Source organism: Bradyrhizobium sp. LA2.1 (assembly GCF_040547725.1).
Classification (GTDB): Bacteria; Pseudomonadota; Alphaproteobacteria; order Rhizobiales; family Xanthobacteraceae; genus Bradyrhizobium; species Bradyrhizobium barranii.
The window spans coordinates 278,625-301,206 of the sequence record NZ_JBEPQI010000005.1 but is presented as its reverse complement, the minus strand read 5'-3'; the positions used below and the strand labels follow the sequence as shown (position 1 = coordinate 301,206).

Genomic DNA, 22,582 nt, shown 5'->3' with positions numbered 1-22,582 from the left:
TACAGGGAGGAAACCGCGATGGCCGGACTTTATTTCGAGGACTTTTCCGTGGGCCAGGAGTTCAGGCATCCGCTGACCCGGACCGTCACGGAGATGGACAACACCATGTTCAGCCTGCTGACGCTCAACCCGCAGCCGCTGCATATCGACGCACATTTCGCTGAAAAGACCGAGTTCGGCCAGCGCATTTTCAACAGCCTTTACACCCTCGGCATCATGATCGGCATGACGGTCTATGATACGACCATGGGGACCACCGTTGCCAATCTCGGCATGACCGACGTCACGTTCCCAAAACCGGTCTTCCATGGCGACACCTTGCGGGCGACGACGAAGGTGCTTTCGTTGAGGGAATCCAAATCGCGCCCGAGAGCGGGTATCGTCGAGTTCGAGCACCACGCCTTGAACCAGAACGACGAGATCGTCGGCAAATGCCGCCGCATGGCGATGATGCACAAGAGGCCGGTCTGATGCGTTCGATGCTGTTCGTGCCGGGGGATTCCCCGCGCAAATTCGAGAAGGCGAGCGAAGGCAAGGCCGACGCGCTGATCATCGATCTCGAGGATTCCGTCGTCACCGAGAGGAAGCCGGAAGCGCGCGGGCTGACGCTTGCGATGCTGAAGGGCCGCCCCGGCCCGCATCAGCTCTATGTCCGCGTCAACGCGCTCGACACCGGCCTGACGCTCACCGATCTCGCCGCGGTGATGCCCGGCAAGCCCGACGGCATCGTGCTGCCGAAATCGCAAGGCGGCGACGACGTGCGCCAGGTTGCAACCTGGCTCGAAGCCTTGGAAGCAGCATCCGGCATCACGGTCGGTGCGACGCGCATCGTCTGCGTCGCGACGGAGACTGCTAGCTCGATCTTTGGGCTTGGCAGCTACAAGGGCTGCTCTCCTCGCCTCGCCGGATTGATGTGGGGCGCGGAGGATCTCTCGGCCTCGCTCGGCGCCACCGAGAAAGCCTCGGGCGGCGTGTTCCACAGCCCCTACCGCCTCGCGCGCGATCTCTGCCTGATGGCGGCGGCCGCAGCCGAGGTCGCGCCGATCGACACCGTCTATACCGACATCGACAACCTCGCCGGCCTCGAGCAAGAAACGCGCGCGGCGCGCCGTGACGGTTTTTCGGCGAAGGCGCTGATCCATCCGAAACATGTCGACGTCGTCAACGCGGCGTTCGAGCCGACCGAGGCTGAGCGCACCTGGGCGGAAAAGGTGATCGCCGCATTCGCGAGCAATCCGAACTCCGGCACGCTGCGGCTCGACGGCCAGATGATCGACAAGCCGCATCTTCGCGCCGCGAAGAAGATCCTCGGCCAGACCTAGATCGGAACGCCGCCACCATGATCGTTCGCCAAGCCGCAAACGTCCTGGAGATCATGGAATTCTTCGCGCAAACGAGGAAGCCGGCGACGCTTGCCGAGATCGCCGATCATTTCGGCTGGCCGCGCTCGTCGACCTTCAACCTGCTCGCGACGCTGTCCGAGAAGGGCTACCTCTATGAGCCGCGGCCGCGCGCCGGATTCTATCCGACACCGCGCTGGCTGGCGATGGCACGGATGATCTCCGAGGTCGAGCCGCTGCCGCCGTGGACGCATCAGCTGATCACCGATCTCTCCGCCGAGACCGGCGAGACCGCATCGATTGTCGCCCCTGCCGGCGTGATGGCGGTGTTCATCGACGTCGTCGAATCCCAGGCCGCGATCCGCTATTTCGCGACCATCGGCCATCGCGTGCCGATCCACGCCACCGCGAGCGGCCGCGCCCTGCTGCTGCAATATTCGCAGGAAGAGCGCGACTCTGTCTATCGCAAGATCGAGTTCAAGCAATACGGGCCCTCGACGCCGATCAGCATCGAGGCGGTCGAGATCGAGCTGCGCAATTCGATCGCGCGCGGCTATTGCCAGAGCTTCGCCGATTACAGCCGCGACCTCGCCGGCGCGGCGATCCCGCTGCCGATCGGTGATCGCCGGCTCTCCGTCGTCGTCGCAGGGCCGGAATTTCGCATTGGTCCAAAAGTGCCGGAGGTGGCCGCGCTGATCGCACGGACCGTCGACCGGCTGCGGCCGAAGACGACCGCGGCCTAAAGCCGGAGCCTCATTCGAGTCCCTGAACGGGCGGGGTCGAAGTCTCCGCCGGCGGAGCCGGGGCAGCTTGAACTGGCTGCACCGGGGGCGTGGCTTGAGCCGGCGGATTGCTGGCGGCTCTGATCTGGCCGTTGGCATTCATCGCCTCACGTGCGCGCGGCGGAGCGCCGGTCGCGGCTGCGCGGTACGCCTCGCGGCGTGGCGGCTGCTGGTGTCTTGCCGACCGCGAACCTCTCACGCCCCATGACCTCGCGATTGAAGGACCGGCGGTATAGCCAATCACTGCACCCGCGACCGCACCGACCGGACCGAGCACGACGGCCCCGGACACGGCGCCTATCGCCGCAGCACCAGCGCGCTCCTGCGCAACGGCGCTCGCAGGCACGCCAGCCAGCAGCACGACCGCAGTGATCAAAACTTTCTTCATCGGAGCGCCTCCCTCTCGGGAGATCACTCTTACTCAAATATGGCCGCACGAGGTTTGTTCGTTGCCCAACACGGGGCAATGACCGATGGAACTCCGGCAATTCAAAGACCTCCGCCGCCACTCGCGGTTCCAGCGGGACCAGATCACGGCGCGATCTTGTCGCTGGTAAATCCGTTACCATCGAGCGCACGACGCACGGTGCCGTCTACCTTGGCTTCATCCAGGAAGCGCGCCGCCCAGGTCTTCGCCACGGCCTTGCCCTTGGGAACGACCACGACCACGCCGGTCGACTGGATCACCTCATCCAGCACCTTGGTTCCGGGCAGCTTTCGCGAAAGGTCTTCCAAGGCTCCCATTCCCATGGCGAGAGCATCGAGCTGCCCCTTGCCGATCAATTCGGCCGCCTCTTCCGGCTTCACGAACTTTGTCAGCTTCGCCTGCTTCAAGGATTTTTCGACCGTGCGTGACGTCGATGTCCCTTCGATACAGCCGACCCGCATGCCGGCGCGATCGACATCCGCAACGATCCGGATGTCCGATCCGGCGCGGATGAGATAGCCGCTCATATAGGCGACGTAAGCGGGCCCTTGGTCCACGAACTGCTCGCGCTTGACGTCCGCCGGCATGAAAGAGAGATCCCAGACGTCCTTGCTGCCGGCGGCGGCGATCTCGTCGGAGCTCTGATATTCGAGGAGCTGGAGCGGAACGTGCAGCTTGTCGGCGGCGGCCTTGGCGAGCTCTACGGTGACGCCGCGCGGTTTTCCGGTCGATGGATCGCGCGTCGTCCAGAAGGCCGACGCGGCCGGGCCGACGGCCACGGCCACGCGGAGCGCTCCCGTCGGCGCGATGTCGACGGGACCTTCGGCTTTCAAGCTGGGAATGGAGGTCATGATGAAGACCAAGCCCAACGCAGCAATCAGACCACGCCGCAACATTTAGCGCCTCCAAGATTGGACAATCCGTCGACAAGCTGACGGTGCGCTCCCTCGCCCCGTTCTTACGGGGAGAGGTAAAGAACTACACGATCTTGATCGACATATCCGGCAGGCCCTCGAGCTTGCACAGCAGCACGTCGCCCTTCACCACTGGGCCGACATTCTCCGGCGTGCCAGAATAGATGATGTCGCCGGCCTTCAGCTCGAACGCTTCCGACAGCTTTGCGATCTGCTCGGCCACGCTCCAGATCATCTTGCTGAGATCCGAGCTCTGCTTCACCGTCCCGTTGATCGCGAGCGAGATGGCGCCCTTCTCGAAATGGCCGGTCTTGCTGGCCGGATGGATCGGCCCGATCACCGCGGCGTGGTCAAAGCTCTTGCCGATCTCCCAGGGCTTCTTCTCCGCGGCCATGCCGTTCTGGAGATCGCGCCGGGTCATGTCGAGGCCGAGCGCGTAGCCATAGACGTGATCGAGCGCCTTGTCGGCCGGGATGTTGGTGCCTCCCGATTTCAGCGCGGCGACCAGCTCGACCTCGTGATGATAGTTCTTGGTCAGTGACGGATAGGGATGGTCGGCAACCTGGCCGATCGCGACGTTCTGGATCGCGTCGGTCGGCTTCTGGAAGAAGAAGGGTGGCTCGCGGTTCGGATCCGACCCGCGCTCGATCGCGTGCGCGGCATAGTTGCGGCCGATGCAGTAGATGCGGCGAACCTGGAACACACTCGTTTCGCCGACGATCGGGATCGAAACCATCGGCACCGGAAAGATCGGCTTGGGTGCGACCTGCGCCGCAGCCGGCGTCACCTCAGTGAGGCCCGCCGCCGTCATCGCGGCTGCGGCCGTGAGCACGCTGCGTCGCGTGGTTTTTGTCATGGCTTCACTCCCTGATATTTGCCGTTTCTTGTCGAACGGTAGTCTTAGAGCCAAATGCAGGGCGGGCCAATGGCCCGCCCTGTACGTCTTAAGTCGCGACGCGATCGAAGAACGCGCGAACTTTTTGCGCGCAGACGTCCGGGTCAGTCGCGGCGACGTGATAGGAATCGCCCGGCAGCACTTCCAGCTTCGAGCCCGGAATCGTTTCCTGCCATGCCTTCACGGAGGCGACGTCGCCAAGACCGGAGCCGGTCGTGGTGATCACCAGCGTCGGACGCTTGATGGACGGAAGTTCGCCGGTGACGTCGACCGTCGGCACCATCTGTAGGAATGCCTCCAGCGTCGAAGCCTTGGTCTTCGACATCAGCTTGATCCACCAGTCGAGCGCCGCCGGCGGCAGCGAGGAGCCGAGGCGGCCGGCCGTGGTCTCGCGCACCCAGGGCTCGACGCCCTGTTCGCGGATCTGCTTGCGCCAAGTCGGCGCCCGCTCATTGAACGAGGTGAGCGACGCCGGCGCTCCGACTGCCGCGACCGCGATCACCCGATCCGGATGCTTGGCCGTCAGATGCATCGCCAGCGTGCCGCCGATCTTGCCGCCGACCAGGAAGACGCGATCGAGCTTCAGCACGTCCAGCATCCGGATGATGTCGTCGCCAAGGCCTGCGAAGCGGTAGACATAGTCGCCCTGCATCGGCGTCGAATCGCCATAGCCGCGCAGGTCAGGGCGCACCACGAGGTGATGCGTGGCGAAATACGGCACCCAGCGCCGAAACGCCTCGCCGCTTTCGGCGAGCCCGTGCAGCATCACGACCGGCGGCTTGACGTCCCATGGCAGCAGATAATCATCGATGCGAACCGCAAGCTCGCAATCCTCGCTGACACCGATCTTCCGCAGTTCGCTAGCCATCAGATACACCTCGTTCCACCGCCATCGACATTGATGCAGGTACCAGTAATGAAGGACGCGCGGTCTGAACAGAGGAACGCGACGAGGCCGGACACTTCGTGCGGTTGCCCGACGCGGCCGAGCGGAACCGAGGCGATCGCCGCAGCATTGGTCGCGCCCTGATCCTGGCCCGAGATCGCCGCGCCTTGAGAGATGAGGCTGTCCCAACGATCGGTCTGCACCGGTCCGGGATTGACGCCGGTCACCAGCACATTGTCCGGCGCGCATTCCTCGGCGAGCGCCAGCGTGAAGTTGAGCAGCGCCGCGTTGACCGCGCCGCCCGCCATATAGGCCGCGCGCGGCTGGTGGCCGCTGCGGCCGATGATGTTGATGACGCGGCCCCAGCGGCGGTCGCGCATTTCAGGCAAGACATTGCGCGCACAGCGCATGTAGCCGAGCAGTTTTAGCTCGATCGACTTGGCCCAGGTCGCATCCGGCGTCTCCGCGATCCGGCCCATCGGAGAGGCGCCGGCATTGTTGACGAGGATATCGATGCGGCCGAAGGCCTCGCGCGCGGTGGTCATTACACGGGCTATGTCGTCAGGCTTGGTCATGTCGCCGGCACAGGCGATCACGCGCCGGCCCGTATCCCGCGACATCTCCTGCGCGGACGCCGCAAGCCGCTCGGCGTCGCGCGCGACGATGACGACATGCGCCTGCTCGCGCGCGAGTTCGGCGGCAATGGCACGGCCGATGCCGATGCTGCCGCCGGTGACGACGGCGACCTTGCCGCCCAGGTTCAGATCCATGACGCTACCCTAACTTGCTAATCGACCGTGGCGCCGGAGGCCTTGACGAGCTTGCCCCATTTTGCGGTTTCGTCCGTCATGAATTGACCGAATGCGTCGCCGAAAACGGCACCGGGCTCGGCCCCGAGTTCAGCGAGCCGCTTCTTGACATCCGGCATCTTCAGAATGGTCTCGAGCTCGCCGCTCAGCTTGGCGAGCGCGGGCGCGGGCGTCTTGGCCGGCGCCACCAGTCCGAACCAGGACGAAGCCTCGAAGCCGGGAATGGTGTCGGCCACGGTCGGCACGTCGGGCAGTGCTTCCGCACGCTTGGCGCCCGCGACCGCGATCGCATTGATGGCCTTGCCCTGCACCTGCGGCAGCACCGCCGGCATGTTATCGAACATGAAGGGGATCTGGCCTGCAAGCAGATCGTTCATCGCCGGCGCGGCGCCGCGATAGGGCACATGGACGATGTCCACGCCGGCCATGCTCTTGAGCAGCTCGCCGGCGAGCTGTTGGTCGAGCCGATGCCGGACGAGCCGAAATTCAGCGAGCCGGGCTTGGCCTTGGCGAGCGCGATCAGCTCGCCGACATTCTTCGCCTGCACCGACGGATTGACCACCAGCACAATCGGCACCGAGGCGATCAGCGCCACCGGCGCAAAGGCCTTGGCCGGATCGAACGGCAGCTTTTTGTAGAGGGAACCGTTGATCGTCAGCGGAGGCGGCGCGGTCAGCAGCAAGGTGTAGCCGTCGGGCTCTGCGCTCGCGACCGTCTCGGCGCCGATATTGCCGCCGGCGCCGCCGCGGTTCTCCACCAGGAAGGTCTGGCCGTTCCGTTCAGTCAGCTTCTGCGCGACGATACGGGCGATGATGTCGTTGGACCCGCCGGCCGGGAACGGCACGATGATCTTGACGGGTCGGGAGGGATAATCCTGCGCTACCGCGAAGCCGGAGAACAGAACGGCCGCACAGGCGGTCAGAAAGGTGCGTCGCATAACCCCGCGCATGGGCACTTCCTTGATGTTTGTCTTGTTGTTGATTGATTCATCACGCCGTCAGCAATGGCCTCAACTTGCCGACGTCGTCAAGCTGTTCGAGATTGCCGATCTGGTCGATCAGCCTCTCGGCCCTGTCACTGCCCAATACCGGTGCAATCAGATCCCGCGTCTTGGCCGCCACTGCTTCCGTGCTCAGCGGATTCTCCTTGGTGCCCGGCGGATACTTCGTGAAGTGCTCGACCTTCTTGCCATCGGTCAATGTCACTTCGACGACAGCGCCGCGCGGCGCTGCCGGGTCCATCAGTGCCTTGTCGCCGGCCAGCGTCACCTTGGCGCGCTGCTCCAGGATTTTCGGATCGTGCATCAGCGCGACGTCATGACTGTCGTTGAACGACACGGCGCCCTTGACCAGCGCGACAGCGACGAGATGCTGGCAGTTGACGTCTGGCATCGCGCTCTCGCCAACAATTCCCATCGCATCGGTCGGCAGCTTGACCAGGATGCTACGCACGTTATCTGGCGCGAGGCTGTGCTGCTTGCGCAACGTCAGCATCGCATCCAGCGGCGACTGGATGGGATAGCCGACCGAGAAGGTCTTGATCGCCGTCTCCGTGACATAGAAGCGCTTGCCGAGATCCTTCACCATCTCCTCCGGCTTCGGATCGGTCGATAGCGCGATGAAGAGATTGTGGGTGCCATCGAGCACGTCGTCGACGCCGGTGAGGCCCGCTTTCACCATGTCGACCGCCATGACGCCGTTGCGGGCCCCCATGCCGGCAAAGTCGAACGCCTTCTCGATGTGATCGTGATCCTTCACCCAGCTCCACAGGCCGGACACCTGCTGCGACGAATAGGAGATCGCGTAGCGCATTCCCTTTTCATCGAGCCGCGCCAGCGATGCGGCGGCCCCGAGCGCGCCAAACGTCGAGGACGTCCCTTCGGCACTCCGATGCGAACCTCGGACGAGGTCGGGACCCAGAGCGAACAGCAGCCGGCAGGTCAGGTCGTAGCCGAGCGCGACGGCGCGAATGACGTCCTGTCCGCTGCGATGCTCGCGCTCGCCAATCGCGAGTGCAGCCGGCACGACCGAGCAGCCCGGGTGCGCCTTGGTGACGGGCTCGAAATCGTCGGTCTCGTCGGCATGCGCACACATCGCGTTCGCCAACGCCGCGTTAACAGCCGTGGTGCGGAAATCGGAACCGATCACGGATGCTTGCTCATCACCGCCGAGGGTGCGCACATATTTCAGCGCCATTTCGCCCGGTTTCATTCGCGAGCCCGAAACCATCGCGCCGAGCGTATCGAGAATGCGGTGCTTGCATTCACGCAGCACCTGCTCCGGCAGCTCCTGGTCGCGCGCGGCGACCATGTAGCGGGCGAGACGCTCGGTGACACCTGGGCTCGCCGCGAGAGCCGCACGGCCGCCGGTGGCGACCAAGGCGGCAACCGAACCGGCGGACTGCAGGAAACGGCGGCGTGACGGCATGCTTCTCTCCCCCGCGGTCAGGACGCGACCGACATCTTTGCGATCTCCGCCGCGTTCGGCAGGTTCTCGACATTCCAGCAGGCGTCCATCACGCGCCGGATCGTCGCAGCAGGGATGATACTCTCTGCAAGGTCCGAGAATTTGGTTTCGAGCTGCTTGTCCGTCATCGGCACCTCGACGCTGCCGATCGCATGCTCGATGTAGCGGTTGAGCTTGCGGCCGTCCTTGAGCACGATGGTGAGATCGACCTGCTCCGGCTTGATGCCGGGTGTGATCACCGGATTCACCTTGCCGCGCAGCGCGACGACGGTCGGATCAGTCACGGCCCGGTCGCTGAACTGCTTCTCGCCGCCGGCGCCCTCGACGATCGCAACGGCAACCGCATGGTAGATGCTGAACTTGCCTTCGAGGCCCGTCTTCGGCGTCTTCTTGCCGGTGAGTTCCAGCACCAGCGGATGGACCTTGAGGTCGACGCGCTCGATCTGGTCCGCAGTCACCTTGCTCTCGTTGCGGAGCTGGATCGCGGCGTCGATCGCCGGGTGCATGACGATGCCGCAGGCGAATGGCTTGTAGGTATTGAGCGCGGCCTCATAGCGTTTGCCGAGGTCGCCCAGGATCTCGTTGTAGTCCTGCTTGGTGCTGATCGTGTTGGCCCAGCCGCGCTTGGCCTCGATCATGGCGTCGGACGAGGTGAAATTCTTCGAGGCCAGGATCGCCGCGAAAATGCCGCTTGATGCGGCACGGCCCGGATTGAAGCTCTTGTTCATCGAGCCGAAGGATTCGCGCAGGCCCACCGGCTGCGAGGCGGCAAGGCCGAGCGCCCATGTCATCTGCTGCTCGTTCAGCTTCAACAGCTTGCCGACGGCCGCGGCCGAGCCGAACACACCGGCGGTGCCGGTGATGTGCCAGCCGACATCGTAATGGTTCGGATAGACCGAGTTGCCGATCCGGCACTCGGTCTCGACGCCGAGCACCAGCGCGTTCAGGAATTCCTTGCCCGATACCGGCTGCATTTCCGACAGCGCGAGAATGGCCGAGGCCACGGGACCGGCAGGATGGATGATCGTCTTCAGGTGGGTGTCGTCATAGTCGAAGATATGGCTCGACACACCGTTGATGAAGGCCGCGTTCATGATGTCGAACCGCTCGCGCCGCCCGAACAGCGAGGCCTGCTGCGGCCCGGAGAACGGACCGAGCGCGGAGACCGCGATATCGACTGTCTCGTGATGCGAGCCGCCGATGGCGACGCCGACCCAGTTCAGCAGCGTGCGCACGCCTTCCTTGCGCACATTGGCTGGCAGGTCGTCATAACTCGCGGTCACGAGATAATGCGCCAGCGCACGCGTCACCTCCTTGGGTGGCGCTGCTGCGGGAGCTGCGGTGGGTGCCTGCGCGAATGCCGCGTTGGCGCCGACGGTTGCGAGCGGCAGCGCGGCCGCCGCCTGGAGCAGGGTCCTGCGATCAGTTTGCATGGGCAGCCTCCTTGACCTTGATCGATACCAGTTGCGCTGCAAGGCGGACCGCGCTTTCGAGCGCGCCGGTCTTGGCGACGCCCGTGCCGACGATGTCGAACGCGGTGCCATGCGATGGCGTGGTGAAGACGGTCTCGAGACCCGCGGTGACGGTGACGCCGCGGTTGAAGCCGCGCAGCTTGGTCGCGATCTGGCCCTGGTCGTGATACATCGCGACTACGCTGTCGAATTCGCCGGCGAAGGCTCGGATATAGACGGTGTCGGCGGGATAAGGCCCGGTGCAGGCGATGCCGGTCTTCGCGGCGGCCTCGACCGTCGGGCGGATCATCTCGATCTCGTCGCGGCCGAACAGGCCGTTCTCGCCGGCATGCGGATTGAGCGCGGCGACCGCGATGCGCGGCCTGGCGACGCCAGCCCTCTGCATCATGCGGTCGACCAGCTCGATCGAGTCGGTGATGCTCGGCGGATTGATGCCGTCGAGCGCCTCGCGCAGCGACTGATGCCCAGTCACGCGCGACATCCATTGCCCGTCGAGCACGTTCATCTCGGAGAAATAGGTCTTATGCCCGAGCAGGCTTGCGAACATCTTGTGCTCGTCGGGGAACTTCCAGCCGCCGTCGAACATCGCGCGCTTGTTGAGCGGCGCAAACGTGATCGCGTCGACCTCGCCCGCCTTGGCGAAATCGATCGCACGCGACAGCGTCTCGCCGGTCAGCCGGCCCGATTCCGCGCTGGCCTTGCCGATCGGGAATTTGGCGGGATCGGTGTTGCCGAGGTCGACGAGCTGCACGGCGCCGCGGCCCCAGTTGGCCGCCTTGGGCGAGGCAATCCGCTCGACCTTCAGCTTCACGCCGGCATGCGCCATGCCCATCTCGAGCACGCGGGCATCGCCGACGACGACGAGACGGGCCGCATCCGCGAGCCGGTCATCGGACAGAATGCGCGCGACCTGTTCGGGGCCGATGCCAGTGCAATCGCCGGGGGTGAGCGCGATGACGGGCAGTTCTTTGGTGCTGGTAGCCATGATAGAAACCTTGAGTCCTTACTTCACTGCTTGGATTTGAGCGGCGGACTGGGCCCAGTCCTCCCGGTTGAATTCCCCGTCCCATTTCGCGACCACGATCGCGGCGACGGCATTGCCGATGGTGTTGGTGATGGAGCGCGCCAGCGACATGAAGCGGTCGATGCCCAGCAGCAGCGCCAGTCCCTCCGCCGGCAACCCCGCGGCGATCACCGTCGCGGCGAGCGCGGCGAAAGCGCCGCCGGTGACGCCCGCGGCGCCTTTGCTGGTGAACAGCATCACCACGAACAGGCTCAACTGCTGGCCGGCCGACAGTTCGATGCCGTAGACCTGAGCGACGAACATCGTGGAGAGCGGCAGCGTCAGCGCGACACCATCGAGATTGAAGGAATAGCCGGAGGGAATGACGAGGCCAGCGACTGCCCGCCCCACACCCGCCTTCGGCAGCTTCTCCATCATGCCGGGGATGGCAGTCTCCGACGAGGAGGTGCCGAGCACGACCAGCAGTTCGTTCCGCAGCAGCCGCAGCAAATCCATCAGGCGAATACCGGCGAGGCGACAGATCGTGCCAAGAATGACGAAGATGAAGAACGCCATCATCGCCCAGGCGGTGCCGACCAATAGCGCCAGCGCATAGAGCGTGGCGGCGCCGAACTTCGCCACGGTGAAAGCCATGGCACCGAACGCTCCGATCGGGGCCAGCGCCACCACGACGTGAACGACGCTGAACACCAGCTCGGTCACGCGCTCGAGGCCCGTCCGAAGCGGCGCGGCCTTTTCGCCGAGCAGCAGCAGGCCGATGCCGCAAAGAAGCGCGAGCACGAGCACCTGGAGCACGTCGCCGGCCGCAAACGCGCCGACAAAACTCTCCGGGATCATGTGCTGGATGTAGGCTGAAAGCGACCCGACATGGGCCTGCGAATAGCGCGCGACGGTCTCCACCTGCTGCGCCGTGGCATGCGCCACGCCCGCGCCGGGCTGCACCCAGCGCACCACCACAAAACTGATCAACAGACAGACGGTCGTCACCGCCTCGAAATAGGCGAAGGCCTTGAGCCCGATGCGGCCCACCGCCTTCATGTCGCCGACCTGCGCGATGCCGGTGACCACCACCAGGAAGATCAGCGGCGCGATCGTCATCTTGATCAGCGAGATGAAGGCATCGCCGAGCGGCTTGAAGTCGACGGCGACGGTCGGAAGCAGGAAGCCGAACAGTGCGCCGAGCGCGGCGCCGGCGACGACCAGGACATATTGCTCGCGCCAGAGCGGCTTGCGGCGGCGTTCGGAAACCGGGCTCGACATCGGCTCAGTCGATATGGGCTCAGACAGCGGCGTTGCGGCGATCTGCAATTTGCTTCCTCCAACGGCATCGTCGCGCCATGCGAAGGTGGCGCTTTGTTCTTGTCTTGCGATGCCGTTTACATTGGACCAGCGGCGTGTCAGGCGCTAATGCCGTATCGGTATGATTTGAGGACAAAACCGCATCATGGACCTGGTCTGGCTGGAGGATTTCCTTGCCATCGCCGAGGAAGGCGGGTTCTCGCGCGCCGCCCAGCGACGGCATGTGACCCAGCCGGCGCTGAGCCGCCGCATCAGGTCGCTCGAGGAGTGGCTGGGCACGCCGCTGTTCGAACGTTCGACCCACACGATCACGCTGACGCCGGCCGGCGAGAGTTTCCGCCCCGTCGCGGAGGACGTGCTGCGCCGGGTCCTGGTCGGACGCGAGGAAGCGCTCGAAGTGGCGCGGCTGAAGGCCGAGACCATCACCTTCGCGGCCACGCATTCACTGTCGCAGACCTTCTTTCCGGAATGGATCCGCAACTCCGACAGCGCGCGGGCCGACTCCGCCGTGCAGCTCGTCGCCTCCAATTTCGCCGGCTGCGAGAAGCTACTTCTGGACGCGCAGGCCCATTTCATGCTGGCGCACTACCATCCGACGCTGGTAAGCCGGCTCGACATGGACCGCTTCCAGCGCGTCGATCTCGCGACCGACGTGCTGATCCCGATCAGCGCGCCGGCCGCAAAACCGGGCCGCGGTGGACGCAGCAGCAAAAAGGCACAGCCTCGTTACGCCCTGCCCGGCGCATCGGGCGCGCCGCTGCCCTATCTCGCCTATCACCCCGGCTCGGGCGTGGGGCGGCTCGTCACCTCGTTCCTGGCCGCGAAGGATTCGACGGCGTGGCTAGCGCCCGGCTTCGCCGCGCCGGTCATGCTGCTGGTCGACATGGCGCGCGAAGGGCGCGGCGTGACGTGGGCTCCGATGAGCCTCGTCCGCGCCGATCTCGACGGCGGCCGCCTGTTGCGCGCCGGCGGCGCGGATTGGGACATTCCGATCAGCGTCTCGCTGTTCCGCACGCGGGCCCGCATGACCCGGGCGGCCGAGACTTTCTGGAATTCGGTGCGCAAGGGCCGGCCGGGAGGGAAATCCATCTCGGCCGCGCCGCGGACCAGATGACCGTGTCGCGGATCAAGTCGGCCTTCGGGCTGCTTCGGCCGCAGATGCTGCTGATGAGCCTGCTCGCTGCCACAACGTTAGACGCGGCGCACGCCGGCGGCGCCTCCATCGCACCCGCCGAGCTGAAGGCGATCGGGACGATCGATGCGCGCTTTCAATCCTACAATATCGAGATGGTGGAGGTGACCGGCGGCCGGTTCTGGAAGCCCTATCCGCGAACGATGCGCCCGCTCGATGAGCGGGATCGTTACGGCGAGAGGCCGCCGATCGATCTTGCCAATGCGCGGCTGCGCAAGCTCGCCGCCGCTTTGGCGCCGGCCTATCTGCGCGTGAGCGGCACCTGGGCCAATGCGACGTTCTTTGCCGACACGAACCATGCGCCGGCCAAGCCCCCGCCGGGATTCAATGACGTGCTCAGCCGCAACCGATGGCGCGACGTCATCGACTTTGCGCGCGCAGTCGACGCGGAGATCGTCACCTCCTTCGCGATCAGTCCGGGCAGCCGCGATGCGGATGGCGCGTGGAAGACCGATCAGGCGCAGCGCCTGATCGACACGACGCGTTCGCTGGGTGGCCACATCGCGGCGGTGGAATTCATGAACGAGCCGACGCTTGCGGCGACGAACGGCGCGCCGCCGGGATATGATGCGGCCGCTTATGGCCGGGACTTCAGGATCTTTCGCGAATGGATGCAACGCGCGGCGCCCGAGACGCTGATCGTCGGTCCGGGTTCAACCGGCGACGCGCCGTCGCCATCCGGGTCGGGCATCACCACGCGCGATCTGCTCGCCGCATCCGCCCCCGGCATCGATCGCTTCTCCTATCATCACTACAACACGCTCTCGCCGCGCTGCGGCGGCCGCGATGATCCGGCGCAGACGCTCTCCTCGGACTGGCTGGCACGCACCGACGCGACGTTCGCGACCTACCGCGCCCTGCGCGACGCATTCGAGCCTCGCAAGCCGATCTGGCTGACGGAGACGGCGAACGCCGCCTGCGGCGGCAATCCATCGGACAAGACCTTTCTCGACACCTTCCGCTATCTCGACCAGCACGGACGCCTCGCAAGGGCCGGCGTCCAGGTGGTGATGCACAACACGCTGGCCGCCAGCGACTACGGCCTGCTCGACGAGGGAACGTTTCGTCCACGGCCGAACTACTGGGCTGCGCTGCTCTGGCATCGGCTGATGGGAACGATCGTGCTCGACGCGAACCCGGTCGCCGCGCCAGATCTCCATCTCTACGCGCATTGCCATCCGGACATGCGGGGCGCCGTGTCCGTGCTCGCAATCAACGCGTCGCGGCACGCATCTTCGACCCTGACGCTGTCACACCCCGCCGAGCGTTACACGATACATGCGAGGCGGCTGCAAGACGCGACAGTTCAGCTGAACGGCAAGACGCTCGCGCTGAGTGCCAATGACGAACTGCCCAGACTTGAGCCGCGCGCAACACCTGCGGGGGCGATCCGGCTTGTGCCGGCCACCGTCACCTTCCTGGCGTTTCCGGATGCAGCAAACCCCGCCTGCCGGTGACCGCGCTTACGGCTTCAGCGCGTCGCGCGCCGTCTCCGGCGCCATCAGCGTCGCGATGATCGTGATGATCGAGAGCGCAATGATGTAGACCGACACCGGCCAGTAGGCGCCGGCCCATGCGAGCAGCGCCGTTGCGATCAGCGGCGAGAAGCCGCCGCTCAGCGCCGCCGCGACATTGGCGCCCAGCGAGGCGCCGCTGTAGCGCACCTGGGTGCGGAACAGTTCCGGCATGAACGCCGCCTTCGGCCCGAACAGCAGCGCGTGCGTCAGCGTCATCGTGACGACGAGCGCGAACGTGATCAGCGCCGGCTCCCTGGTGTCGAGGAACCAGAACAGCGGAAACGCCAGCGCCACCGAGAACACCCCGCCGGCGAGATACAGCGCCCTGCGGCCGAAGATGTCGGAGAGCCAGCCGGCGAGCGGTAGCGTCGCGAACTCGACGAGCGCGGCATAGACCACCGCGTTCAGGATCACCTGGCGAGGCAGGCCGAGTTTCGTCGTCGCATAGACCACGGTGAAGACGGTGAGGAGATAGGCGAGCCCGACCTCCGACACCGTGATGCCGATCGCGAGCAGAAAACTGCGCCAGTCGCGGCGCAGCACCTCCAGCACCGGCTGCGCCAGCACTTCCTTGCGCTCGACGACTTCCTTGAAATGCGGCGTTTCCGCGAGCTTGAGCCGCACGATGAAGCCGACGCCGACGAGCAGGATGCTGATCAGGAACGGCACGCGCCAGCCCCAACTCAAAAAGTCGGCCTCGGGCAGTTGCGTCATCAGGGCGAAGATACCGGTCGAGGCAGCGACGCCGACCGGAAAGCCGATCTGCACCAGACTGCCGTAGAAGCCGCGCCGATCACCGGCGTGCTCGATCACCATCACGACCGCGCCGCTCCATTCGCCCCCGAGCCCAATGCCCTGGACGAAGCGCAGGATGATGAGCAGGATCGGCGCCCAGACGCCGATCTGGCTGTAAGTCGGCAGGCAGCCGATCAGGAAGGTGCCGAGCCCCATCGCGATCATGGTCGCGACCAGCATGGTCTTGCGGCCGAGCCGGTCGCCGTAATGCCCGATGATCGCGCCGCCGATCGGACGCGCCACGAAGCCGACCGCATAGGTCGAGAACGCCACCAGCGTCCCGACGAAGGGATCGAAGCTCGGAAAGAACAGCTTGTTGAAGACCAGCGCAGCTGCCGTGCCGTAGATCAGGAAATCGTACCACTCGATCGCGGTGCCGAGCGCGCTTGCCCACACCACATGCGCCGTCGTCGATTTCTCCGCGGCCGCGGAGACCCCCGTTGCTGCCGTCATGCCCTGCCCCAAAGATTCCTGGCGGCATCATGGCTAATCGTGTGGACGGTTGCAACCTGCGGAGGTGTGATCTCTGTGCGGGATTACAAGGCGAGATTTTGCGCGTCGCTGCTCCCGCACTCCGTCATTGCGAGGAGCTCTTGCGACGAAGCAATCCAGGCTGCCTCCGCGGAGAAAGTCTGGATTGCTTCGCTGCGCTCGCAATGACGGGTGTGGCGGCAGTTGCGCGCACGCCTCCGGCAATGTCTCCCGGGCGACCATGGAACTCATTGACCCCTCTTATTCGCCATTGACAAACTCATTCGCCAATATCTAATTTATCCCCCAGAATAACCAGCCGCGCCAAGCGGCCAATAAGAGAGGGATCGACGATGAGAGGGCTTTTGGCCTGCACCTTGCTCGCGGCCATGACTTCGGCTGCCATGACCACGGCGGCGAGCGCGCAAGTCTCCGATGACGCGGTGCGGATCGGCGTGCTGACGGATCTGTCGAGCTGGGGCCGTGACAACAGCGGGCCGGGGTCGGTCGAGGCGGCCAAGATGGCGGTCGAGGAGTTCGGGCCGACCGTGCTCGGCAAGCCGATCGAGATCATCAGCGCCGACCACCAGATGAAGACCGATGTCGGCGTGCAGATCGTGCGCGGCTGGTTCGACAACGGCAAGGTCGACGCCGTCGTCGACATCCCCAACTCCGGCATCGCGATCGCCGTGCACAACATGGTGCGCGAACGCAACAAGATCGCGCTGCTCTCCGGCCCCGGGGCGAGCTCGCTGACCGACGAGCTGTGCAGCCCGAACACCGTGCACTTCACCTACGATACCTACGCGCTCTCCAAGGTGACGGCCTCCGCCGTGATCAAGGAAGGCGGCAAGTCCTGGTACTTCATCACCGCGGACTATGCCTTCGGCCAGCAGCTCGAAAAGGACGCCACGCGGTTCATCAACGAGATGGGCGGCAAGGTGCTCGGCGGCGTGAAGCATCCGACCAACACAGCCGACTTCTCCTCCTTTGCGCTCCAGGCGCAGAGTTCGAAGGCCGACGTGGTGGCGTTCGCCAATGCCGGCCAGGACACCGACAACGCCATCAAGCAGTCCGGCGAGTTCGGCCTGGTGCAGGGCGGCCAGAAGCTGGTCGGTCTCCTGATGTTCGACACCGACGTGCATGCGGTCGGCCTGAAGGCCGCGCAGGGCACCTACATGACAACGGCGTCCTACTGGAACATGGACGAGGCGACCCGCGCCTGGTCGAAGAAATTCTACGAGCGCACCAAGGTGATGCCGACCATGATCCAGACCGGCGTCTACGGTTCGGTGCTGCATTATCTGAAGGGCATCAAGGCCGCCGGCACCGACGACCCCGCCAAGGTGATGGCCAAGATGCGCGAGCTGCCGATCGAGGATACCTTCGTCCATGGCGGCAAATTGCGCGAGGACGGCCGCGTCATCCGCGACATGTATCTCGCCAAGGTGAAATCGCCCGAGCAGTCCAAGGAGCCGTGGGACTATCTGCAGATCGTCAAGACCGTGAAGGGCGAGGACGCCTTCCGCCCGGTCTCCGAATCCAAATGTCCGCTGCTGAAGAAATGAGGCCCGCATGACCGGCAACGAGCGCAACGCAATTGAGACTTACGAGTGCGATGTGCTCGTGGCCGGATCGGGGGCCTCCGGCATGTCGGCCGCGATCACCGCGGGTTATCGCGGCCTCGACGTGCTGATCGTCGAGAAGGAGCCGCGCTTCGGCGGCACCACCGCCCGCTCCGGCGGCTGGCTCTGGATCCCCGGCACCTCGCTGGCGAAGGCCTACGGCATCGAGGAGGCGCCGGAGCAGGCCCGCACCTACTTGCGGCACGAAGCCGGCAACAACTTCGATGCCGCGCGGGTCGATGCATTCCTGAGTGCGGGTCCCGAGGCGGTCGATTTCTTCACCACCAGGACCGCGCTGCGCTTCGACATGCCACTGGTGTTTCCCGACTATCACGCCGAAGCGCCGGGCGGCGCGCAGGGCGGCCGCTCCATGGTGACGCGCCCGTTCGACGGCCGCGAGCTCGGCGACCAGATCAAGACGCTGGGCATGCCGCTTCCCGAGCTCACCGTGTTCGGCATGATGCTAGGCTCCGGCAAGGAGATCATCCATTTCATGCGCGTGACGAAGTCGCTGACCTCGGCGGTATACGTCGCCAAGCGCCTGTCACGGCACCTGATGGACGTGCTGCGCTATGGCCGCGGCATGACCTTGACCAACGGCAACGCGCTTGCCGGGCGCCTCGCGAAATCCGCGCAGGACCTGAAGATTCCGATGTGGCTGTCCTCGCCCGTGCGCGAGCTGACGGTCGAGAACGGCACTGTGACTGGCGCCGTCGTTTCGCGCGAAGGCCGCGAGGTGCGCGTCCGCGCGCGACAGGGCGTCGTGCTCGCCTGCGGCGGCTTCCCGCATGACGTCGAACGCCGCAAGAAGATGTTTCCACACGCACCGACCGGCCATGAGCATTATTCGCCGGGACCGGCCGGCAACACCGGCGACGGCCTGCGCCTTGCCGAAAGCGCCGGCGGACATGTCGAGGATCGCCTACCGAACGCGGCGGCCTGGGTGCCGGTGTCGGTGACCAAACGCAAGGATGGTTCGAGCGGCGTGATGCCGCATTTCATCGACCGTGCCAAACCCGGCGTAATCGCGGTGATGCGGGACGGCAAGCGCTTTGCCAATGAGGGCAATTCCTATCACGACTTCGTCCAGGCCATGATCAAGGCCGCAAAGCCCGGCGAGGAGATCGCCGCATACCTCGTCTGCGATCACCCGACGCTGCGCAAATACGGCCTCGGCTGTGTGCCGCCGTTCCCGATGCCGCTCGGTCATCACCTCGATACCGGCTATCTCATGCGCGGCGACACGCTGGAGGCGCTGGCGGCGAAGACCGGCATCGACGCGACGGCGTTCACCGAGACGGTCAGGCAGTTCAATGCGACTGCGCCGCAAGGGCACGACGCCGCCTTCGGCAAAGGTTCAAAAGCCTATAACCGCTACCAGGGCGACGCCATGCACGGTCCAAATCCCTGCATCGCACCGATCAAGAACGGCCCGTTCTACGCCATCAAGATGGTGATCGGAGATCTCGGCACCTATGCCGGCATCGTCACCGACGAGAACGCGCGGGCGCTGGACGCCGAAGGCCGGGTGATTCCCGGGCTCTATGCCGCGGGCAACGACATGGCGAGCATCATGGGCGGCAATTATCCCGGTGCCGGCATCACGCTTGGGCCGGCGCTGACCTTCGGCTACATTGCCGGCCGTCATCTCGCCGACAGCGCCGCCAAGCGCAACGCGGCGTAAGCCACGCGCCAGGAGACGCATGAAGAGAGAAAGCCGCGGCATCCAGTCGATCGAGGTCGGCGGAGAATTGCTTCGCGCGCTCGCGAGATGCGGCGAACCGATGATGTTGCGCGATCTCGCGCGCGAGGCCGGCATGACGCCGGCCAAGGCGCATCCCTATCTCGCCAGCTTCTCCCGCATCGGATTGATCGAGCAGGACGAGACCACCGGCCGCTACGAGATCGGCGCGCTGGCGCTGGAGCTCGGCCTGATCAGCCTGCGCCGTCTCTCCGGCGTGCGGATCGCGCGTCCGAAGATCGCAGGCCTTGCGAGCCAGATCGGCCATGCGGTCTCGCTCGCGGTCTGGGGCACGCACGGCCCGACCGTGGTGCAGCTCGAAGAGCCGGGCCAGCCCGTGCACATCGTGATGCGTGCCGGTTCGGTGATGGCGCTGCTCGAAACCGCGACCGGCCGCGCCTTTGCAGCGTTCCTGCCGGAGAAGACCATCAACGCCGCGCTCGAAAGCGGCCTCGACCGTTATGGCGTCGGCTACAATCCGAAGCGGGCGGTGAAAGGCGCGAAGGTCGCCGAGATGCTCACCGAGGTCCGCAAGCACGGCCTCGCCCGCGCGCTCGGCGATCCCCTGCCCGGCGTCAATGCATTCTCGGCGCCGGTGTTCGATCATTCCGGCCATGTCGCGCTGGTGATCACCGCGATGGGGCCGGAAGGCACGTTTGATGCGCGCTGGGACAGCCCGATCGCCCATGCCCTGCGCGACTGCGCCGGCGGCATCTCGAAGCGGCTCGGCTACGGGATGACGATCGCGGCGGAGTGAGGCCTGTTAGGCCGGCGACACCCGCACCTCTTCCGCGGAGATCGATCCGCTGTCGACCACGAGCGCGACGGCGCCGCTGGTCAACGGGAGATCGCCCGTATCCTGAACGCTGAAGAGTTTTTTACCATCGACATGGGCTTCGATGTCGCTTCCGGCCACGCGCAGCTCAATCCGATATCTCCGGTCGAGCTGCCAGTCGAAGCGTTCGCTGGCGAGCACGAGTTCGTCATGCACGCGCTTGACCAAACGGACGCGGCCGCCCTCGGCACGGTCGAACATCAGCGCGTAGTAGCGCTCGCGTCCCTGCACCCGCGCCGCGAGGCCCCAGGCGCTCGCCAGCAGCGGCATGATCTCGGACGTTACGCGATAATCCTTCCAGTCGCGCGTACCTTGCGCGATGAAGCCGAGCCCGTCGCCATTGGTAACGCGCAGGCCCTCCCAGCGGGTCTGGAACTGGCTGACATTGTTGACCCAGGCGTGCTTCCACATCGTGCTCAGATTGTTGTCCGGCCGCTTCAGCACGGTGTCAGGCGCGCCACCCCAGGTCAGATAGTCGAGATAGAGCGTGCCATCGACGCCGAGCGGATCGCGCGTTTCGATCTCCACCCCGATCTCGAAGATCGGATAGGCATGGGTCTCCGGCACCTCCCAGCTCAGCACGGCGTGACAGCCGCCGGTCAGTTCCTGCGCATCGCCGTAGATCTGGATCAGCTCGTCGTGCTCGTCATAGACGCTGGAAAACAGCCGCACCGCCACGGTGCCGCTATCCGCCTCCGATTCGATCCGGCACTCGACCCGTTGCCCCGAATACAGCGTCGGACAGGCCACAAGCTGGTAGGTCGGCATCGTAAACACCTCCTTGTCGAAGAAGGTGGGGCTCGCAACGCGTGCCACGCGTCCGGGGGCCAGACGGCGGAAGTCGATCGCCAGACTCCGCTCCCCAGTGCGGCTGTGGCCGGCGACATTGCTGAGCTCGACCTCATGGAGCCGTGCGGGCGAGCCGCCCTTCACGTGGAAGCCCTGCAGGCTGCCCGGAAAGTTGAAGTTGAAGCGCGCGCCGTCCTTGGCGACCGCCAGCGCCGGCGCACCGGCGAGCGCAAGCCCGGCCGCGACCAGCGACTGCGTCTCGATCACGGCGTCGGAGATCGCAGCGCCACCATCGGCCGTCGAGATGTACATGCGGTCGGCGATGGGGGTGCGGAAGTCCGGCCCGGCGTCGAGGCCGGCAAGTCCGGTGCGGATGCCGAACAGGCAACCGACATTGCCGGCATTGCAGTCGGTATCCCAGCCGGCCGTGTTGGCGATGCGCATCGCCTCCTGAAAGCTGTTCCCGCCGTAGAGCGTCGCCAGAATGATCAGCGCGTGGTTGGGCACGACATGGCAATTGCCGAGGAATTTGTCGTAGCCGTAACGTTCGGCGATCAGCGCACGGGTCCGTTCCCAGTCGTTGCCGTTGTCGCCGGCGTGCCATTCCCGGACGTCGTTGACGACGCGCCGGATCAGCGCGTCCTTCGGCACGAAGCCGAGCCCGACATCGATCAGCTTCTGCACGTCGTGCTCGACGAAGGCCAGCGCCTCCATCGCCGCGAGCAGTTTTGCGGCATGCACGGATTCACCATCATGACTCACGCGCCCGGCCTGCTCGGCCAGATAAGCGGCCTGCTCCGGATTACCCGGGCTCACCATCGCCCAGCCGTCGATGAAGATTTGCGCACCGATCTGCTCGGCTACGGTCGTTCCGTTCAGCTCGATCGAGCCGCTCTGCGGCGCCGGGATACCGGACTTCAGCCGCAGATAGGCGGTGTGCTCGGTGGAATTGCCGATGCCACCCCACCACAGGATGGCGCGCTCCTCGACGATGTAGTTCAGCCAGGCTTGCCCGATCTGCCTCGAGGTGAGACGCTTCGGATAGCCATTGTCGGCAAGCGAGCGGGGAAACGCAAAAGTGCCGGAGACGTCGTCGTCGGTGACGACGAGATGATGGGATCGCAACGCGACGTCACGACGCTCGTTGACATAGTAGTTGATCGGCCCGAGCTCCTTCATGATGCGCTCATAGGTCCAGCCCTCGAAGGGCCGGCCGAGGTAGACACCGATGAGCTTGCCAAGCACGCCGGCATAGACCCGCTCCGCGTAGTCATGAGGAATAGCTGTCACGAGTTCACTCCCAT

18 protein-coding genes and 2 pseudogenes are annotated in these 22,582 nt (G+C 65.3%); 8 read left to right on the top strand and 12 right to left on the bottom strand.

From position 1 onward, the window contains the following. Positions 1-3 precede the first annotated feature (3 nt). The 3 genes and pseudogenes from ABIB95_RS11820 to ABIB95_RS11810 form a co-directional block, all read left to right on the top strand. A pseudogene (locus ABIB95_RS11820) lies at positions 4-471 on the top strand (MaoC family dehydratase); the annotation flags it as partial. Beyond that, positions 471-1,322: an HpcH/HpaI aldolase/citrate lyase family protein gene (locus ABIB95_RS11815; protein WP_354239470.1), complete on the top strand. Its 852-nt coding sequence runs from the start codon at positions 471-473 to the stop codon at positions 1,320-1,322. The pseudogene ABIB95_RS11820 and the gene ABIB95_RS11815, both read left to right, overlap by 1 nt. A 17-nt stretch (positions 1,323-1,339) precedes the next feature. After that, positions 1,340-2,083 (top strand): IclR family transcriptional regulator, encoded by a 744-nt coding sequence (locus ABIB95_RS11810; protein ID WP_208088442.1) that lies wholly within the window; start codon positions 1,340-1,342, stop codon positions 2,081-2,083. Positions 2,084-2,093: 10 nt separating this feature from the next. Here the strand turns inward: ABIB95_RS11810 and ABIB95_RS11805 are convergent, their stop codons facing one another. From ABIB95_RS11805 to ABIB95_RS11760, 10 genes and pseudogenes are all read right to left on the bottom strand, one after another. Then, entirely contained in the window at positions 2,094-2,510 is a 417-nt protein-coding gene (locus ABIB95_RS11805) for a hypothetical protein (RefSeq protein WP_084794986.1), read from the bottom strand. A gap of 143 nt (positions 2,511-2,653) precedes the next feature. Beyond that, positions 2,654-3,445, bottom strand: coding sequence for a transporter substrate-binding domain-containing protein (locus ABIB95_RS11800; protein ID WP_354239467.1), 792 nt, complete (start codon positions 3,443-3,445; stop codon positions 2,654-2,656). Positions 3,446-3,527: 82 nt separating this feature from the next. Then, positions 3,528-4,319, bottom strand: coding sequence for a fumarylacetoacetate hydrolase family protein (locus ABIB95_RS11795; RefSeq protein ID WP_354239465.1), 792 nt, complete (start codon positions 4,317-4,319; stop codon positions 3,528-3,530). A gap of 88 nt (positions 4,320-4,407) precedes the next feature. Next, positions 4,408-5,226, bottom strand: a complete 819-nt coding sequence (locus ABIB95_RS11790) for an alpha/beta fold hydrolase (protein ID WP_028147096.1) — start codon at positions 5,224-5,226, stop codon at positions 4,408-4,410. Continuing rightward, the gene (locus ABIB95_RS11785) at positions 5,226-6,014 is read right to left on the bottom strand and encodes an SDR family oxidoreductase (protein WP_354239463.1); all 789 of its coding nucleotides are present in this window, start codon (positions 6,012-6,014) and stop codon (positions 5,226-5,228) included. The genes ABIB95_RS11790 and ABIB95_RS11785 overlap by 1 nt, the downstream gene beginning before the upstream one ends. A gap of 17 nt (positions 6,015-6,031) precedes the next feature. Continuing rightward, a pseudogene (locus tag ABIB95_RS11780) lies at positions 6,032-6,990 on the bottom strand (Bug family tripartite tricarboxylate transporter substrate binding protein). A gap of 52 nt (positions 6,991-7,042) precedes the next feature. Beyond that, entirely contained in the window at positions 7,043-8,479 is a 1,437-nt protein-coding gene (locus ABIB95_RS11775; RefSeq protein WP_354239461.1) for an MmgE/PrpD family protein, read from the bottom strand. Positions 8,480-8,496: 17 nt separating this feature from the next. After that, complete coding sequence (locus tag ABIB95_RS11770) at positions 8,497-9,951, bottom strand: MmgE/PrpD family protein (protein WP_354239459.1); 1,455 nt, start codon at positions 9,949-9,951, stop codon at positions 8,497-8,499. Continuing rightward, positions 9,941-10,975, bottom strand: a complete 1,035-nt coding sequence (locus ABIB95_RS11765; RefSeq protein ID WP_354239457.1) for a PdxA family dehydrogenase — start codon at positions 10,973-10,975, stop codon at positions 9,941-9,943. Before ABIB95_RS11765 ends, ABIB95_RS11770 begins: the two co-directional genes overlap by 11 nt. Positions 10,976-10,993: 18 nt before the next feature. Continuing rightward, the gene (locus ABIB95_RS11760) at positions 10,994-12,322 is read right to left on the bottom strand and encodes a cation:dicarboxylate symporter family transporter (protein ID WP_354239455.1); all 1,329 of its coding nucleotides are present in this window, start codon (positions 12,320-12,322) and stop codon (positions 10,994-10,996) included. 136 nt (positions 12,323-12,458) lie between these two features. On the opposite strand from ABIB95_RS11760, the gene ABIB95_RS11755 reads away from it, so the two are divergent. Both ABIB95_RS11755 and ABIB95_RS11750 read left to right on the top strand, forming a co-directional pair. Further along, positions 12,459-13,427 carry a LysR family transcriptional regulator gene (locus ABIB95_RS11755; RefSeq protein ID WP_354239453.1) on the top strand — a complete coding sequence of 323 codons (969 nt, stop codon included), beginning with the start codon at positions 12,459-12,461 and terminating at the stop codon, positions 13,425-13,427. After that, the gene (locus ABIB95_RS11750) at positions 13,424-14,962 is read left to right on the top strand and encodes a glycosyl hydrolase family 79 N-terminal domain-containing protein (protein ID WP_354239451.1); all 1,539 of its coding nucleotides are present in this window, start codon (positions 13,424-13,426) and stop codon (positions 14,960-14,962) included. The genes ABIB95_RS11755 and ABIB95_RS11750 overlap by 4 nt, the downstream gene beginning before the upstream one ends. A 6-nt stretch (positions 14,963-14,968) precedes the next feature. Here the strand turns inward: ABIB95_RS11750 and ABIB95_RS11745 are convergent, their stop codons facing one another. Next, positions 14,969-16,270 carry an MFS transporter gene (locus ABIB95_RS11745; protein WP_354239449.1) on the bottom strand — a complete coding sequence of 434 codons (1,302 nt, stop codon included), beginning with the start codon at positions 16,268-16,270 and terminating at the stop codon, positions 14,969-14,971. 371 nt (positions 16,271-16,641) lie between these two features. Between ABIB95_RS11745 and ABIB95_RS11740 the strand changes: the two genes are divergently transcribed. Genes ABIB95_RS11740 through ABIB95_RS11730 form a run of 3 tightly spaced genes read left to right on the top strand, consistent with a single transcriptional unit; the run spans position 16,642 to position 20,411 of the window. Further along, positions 16,642-17,856: an ABC transporter substrate-binding protein gene (locus tag ABIB95_RS11740; protein WP_231143312.1), complete on the top strand. Its 1,215-nt coding sequence runs from the start codon at positions 16,642-16,644 to the stop codon at positions 17,854-17,856. A gap of 7 nt (positions 17,857-17,863) precedes the next feature. Next, positions 17,864-19,597 carry an FAD-dependent oxidoreductase gene (locus ABIB95_RS11735; RefSeq protein WP_231143313.1) on the top strand — a complete coding sequence of 578 codons (1,734 nt, stop codon included), beginning with the start codon at positions 17,864-17,866 and terminating at the stop codon, positions 19,595-19,597. A gap of 19 nt (positions 19,598-19,616) precedes the next feature. Beyond that, entirely contained in the window at positions 19,617-20,411 is a 795-nt protein-coding gene (locus ABIB95_RS11730; protein WP_354239446.1) for an IclR family transcriptional regulator, read from the top strand. Positions 20,412-20,417: 6 nt separating this feature from the next. On the opposite strand, the gene ABIB95_RS11725 is transcribed toward ABIB95_RS11730, so the two are convergent. Continuing rightward, positions 20,418-22,568 (bottom strand): ADP-ribosylglycohydrolase family protein, encoded by a 2,151-nt coding sequence (locus ABIB95_RS11725; RefSeq protein ID WP_354239444.1) that lies wholly within the window; start codon positions 22,566-22,568, stop codon positions 20,418-20,420. Between the last annotated feature and the right edge of the window lie 14 nt (positions 22,569-22,582).

Excerpts from the sequence above, each read along its gene's own strand:
- ABIB95_RS11815 (WP_354239470.1), top strand. The coding sequence starts at position 471 with ATGCGTTCGATGCTGTTCGTGCCGGGGGATTCCCCGCGCAAATTCGAG.
- ABIB95_RS11810 (WP_208088442.1), top strand. The coding sequence starts at position 1,340 with ATGATCGTTCGCCAAGCCGCAAACGTCCTGGAGATCATGGAATTCTTC.
- ABIB95_RS11805 (WP_084794986.1), bottom strand. The coding sequence starts at position 2,510 with ATGAAGAAAGTTTTGATCACTGCGGTCGTGCTGCTGGCTGGCGTGCCT.
- ABIB95_RS11800 (WP_354239467.1), bottom strand. The coding sequence starts at position 3,445 with ATGTTGCGGCGTGGTCTGATTGCTGCGTTGGGCTTGGTCTTCATCATG.
- ABIB95_RS11795 (WP_354239465.1), bottom strand. The coding sequence starts at position 4,319 with ATGACAAAAACCACGCGACGCAGCGTGCTCACGGCCGCAGCCGCGATG.
- ABIB95_RS11790 (WP_028147096.1), bottom strand. The coding sequence starts at position 5,226 with ATGGCTAGCGAACTGCGGAAGATCGGTGTCAGCGAGGATTGCGAGCTT.
- ABIB95_RS11785 (WP_354239463.1), bottom strand. The coding sequence starts at position 6,014 with ATGGATCTGAACCTGGGCGGCAAGGTCGCCGTCGTCACCGGCGGCAGC.
- ABIB95_RS11775 (WP_354239461.1), bottom strand. The coding sequence starts at position 8,479 with ATGCCGTCACGCCGCCGTTTCCTGCAGTCCGCCGGTTCGGTTGCCGCC.
- ABIB95_RS11770 (WP_354239459.1), bottom strand. The coding sequence starts at position 9,951 with ATGCAAACTGATCGCAGGACCCTGCTCCAGGCGGCGGCCGCGCTGCCG.
- ABIB95_RS11765 (WP_354239457.1), bottom strand. The coding sequence starts at position 10,975 with ATGGCTACCAGCACCAAAGAACTGCCCGTCATCGCGCTCACCCCCGGC.
- ABIB95_RS11755 (WP_354239453.1), top strand. The coding sequence starts at position 12,459 with ATGGACCTGGTCTGGCTGGAGGATTTCCTTGCCATCGCCGAGGAAGGC.
- ABIB95_RS11750 (WP_354239451.1), top strand. The coding sequence starts at position 13,424 with ATGACCGTGTCGCGGATCAAGTCGGCCTTCGGGCTGCTTCGGCCGCAG.
- ABIB95_RS11745 (WP_354239449.1), bottom strand. The coding sequence starts at position 16,270 with ATGACGGCAGCAACGGGGGTCTCCGCGGCCGCGGAGAAATCGACGACG.
- ABIB95_RS11740 (WP_231143312.1), top strand. The coding sequence starts at position 16,642 with ATGAGAGGGCTTTTGGCCTGCACCTTGCTCGCGGCCATGACTTCGGCT.
- ABIB95_RS11735 (WP_231143313.1), top strand. The coding sequence starts at position 17,864 with ATGACCGGCAACGAGCGCAACGCAATTGAGACTTACGAGTGCGATGTG.
- ABIB95_RS11730 (WP_354239446.1), top strand. The coding sequence starts at position 19,617 with ATGAAGAGAGAAAGCCGCGGCATCCAGTCGATCGAGGTCGGCGGAGAA.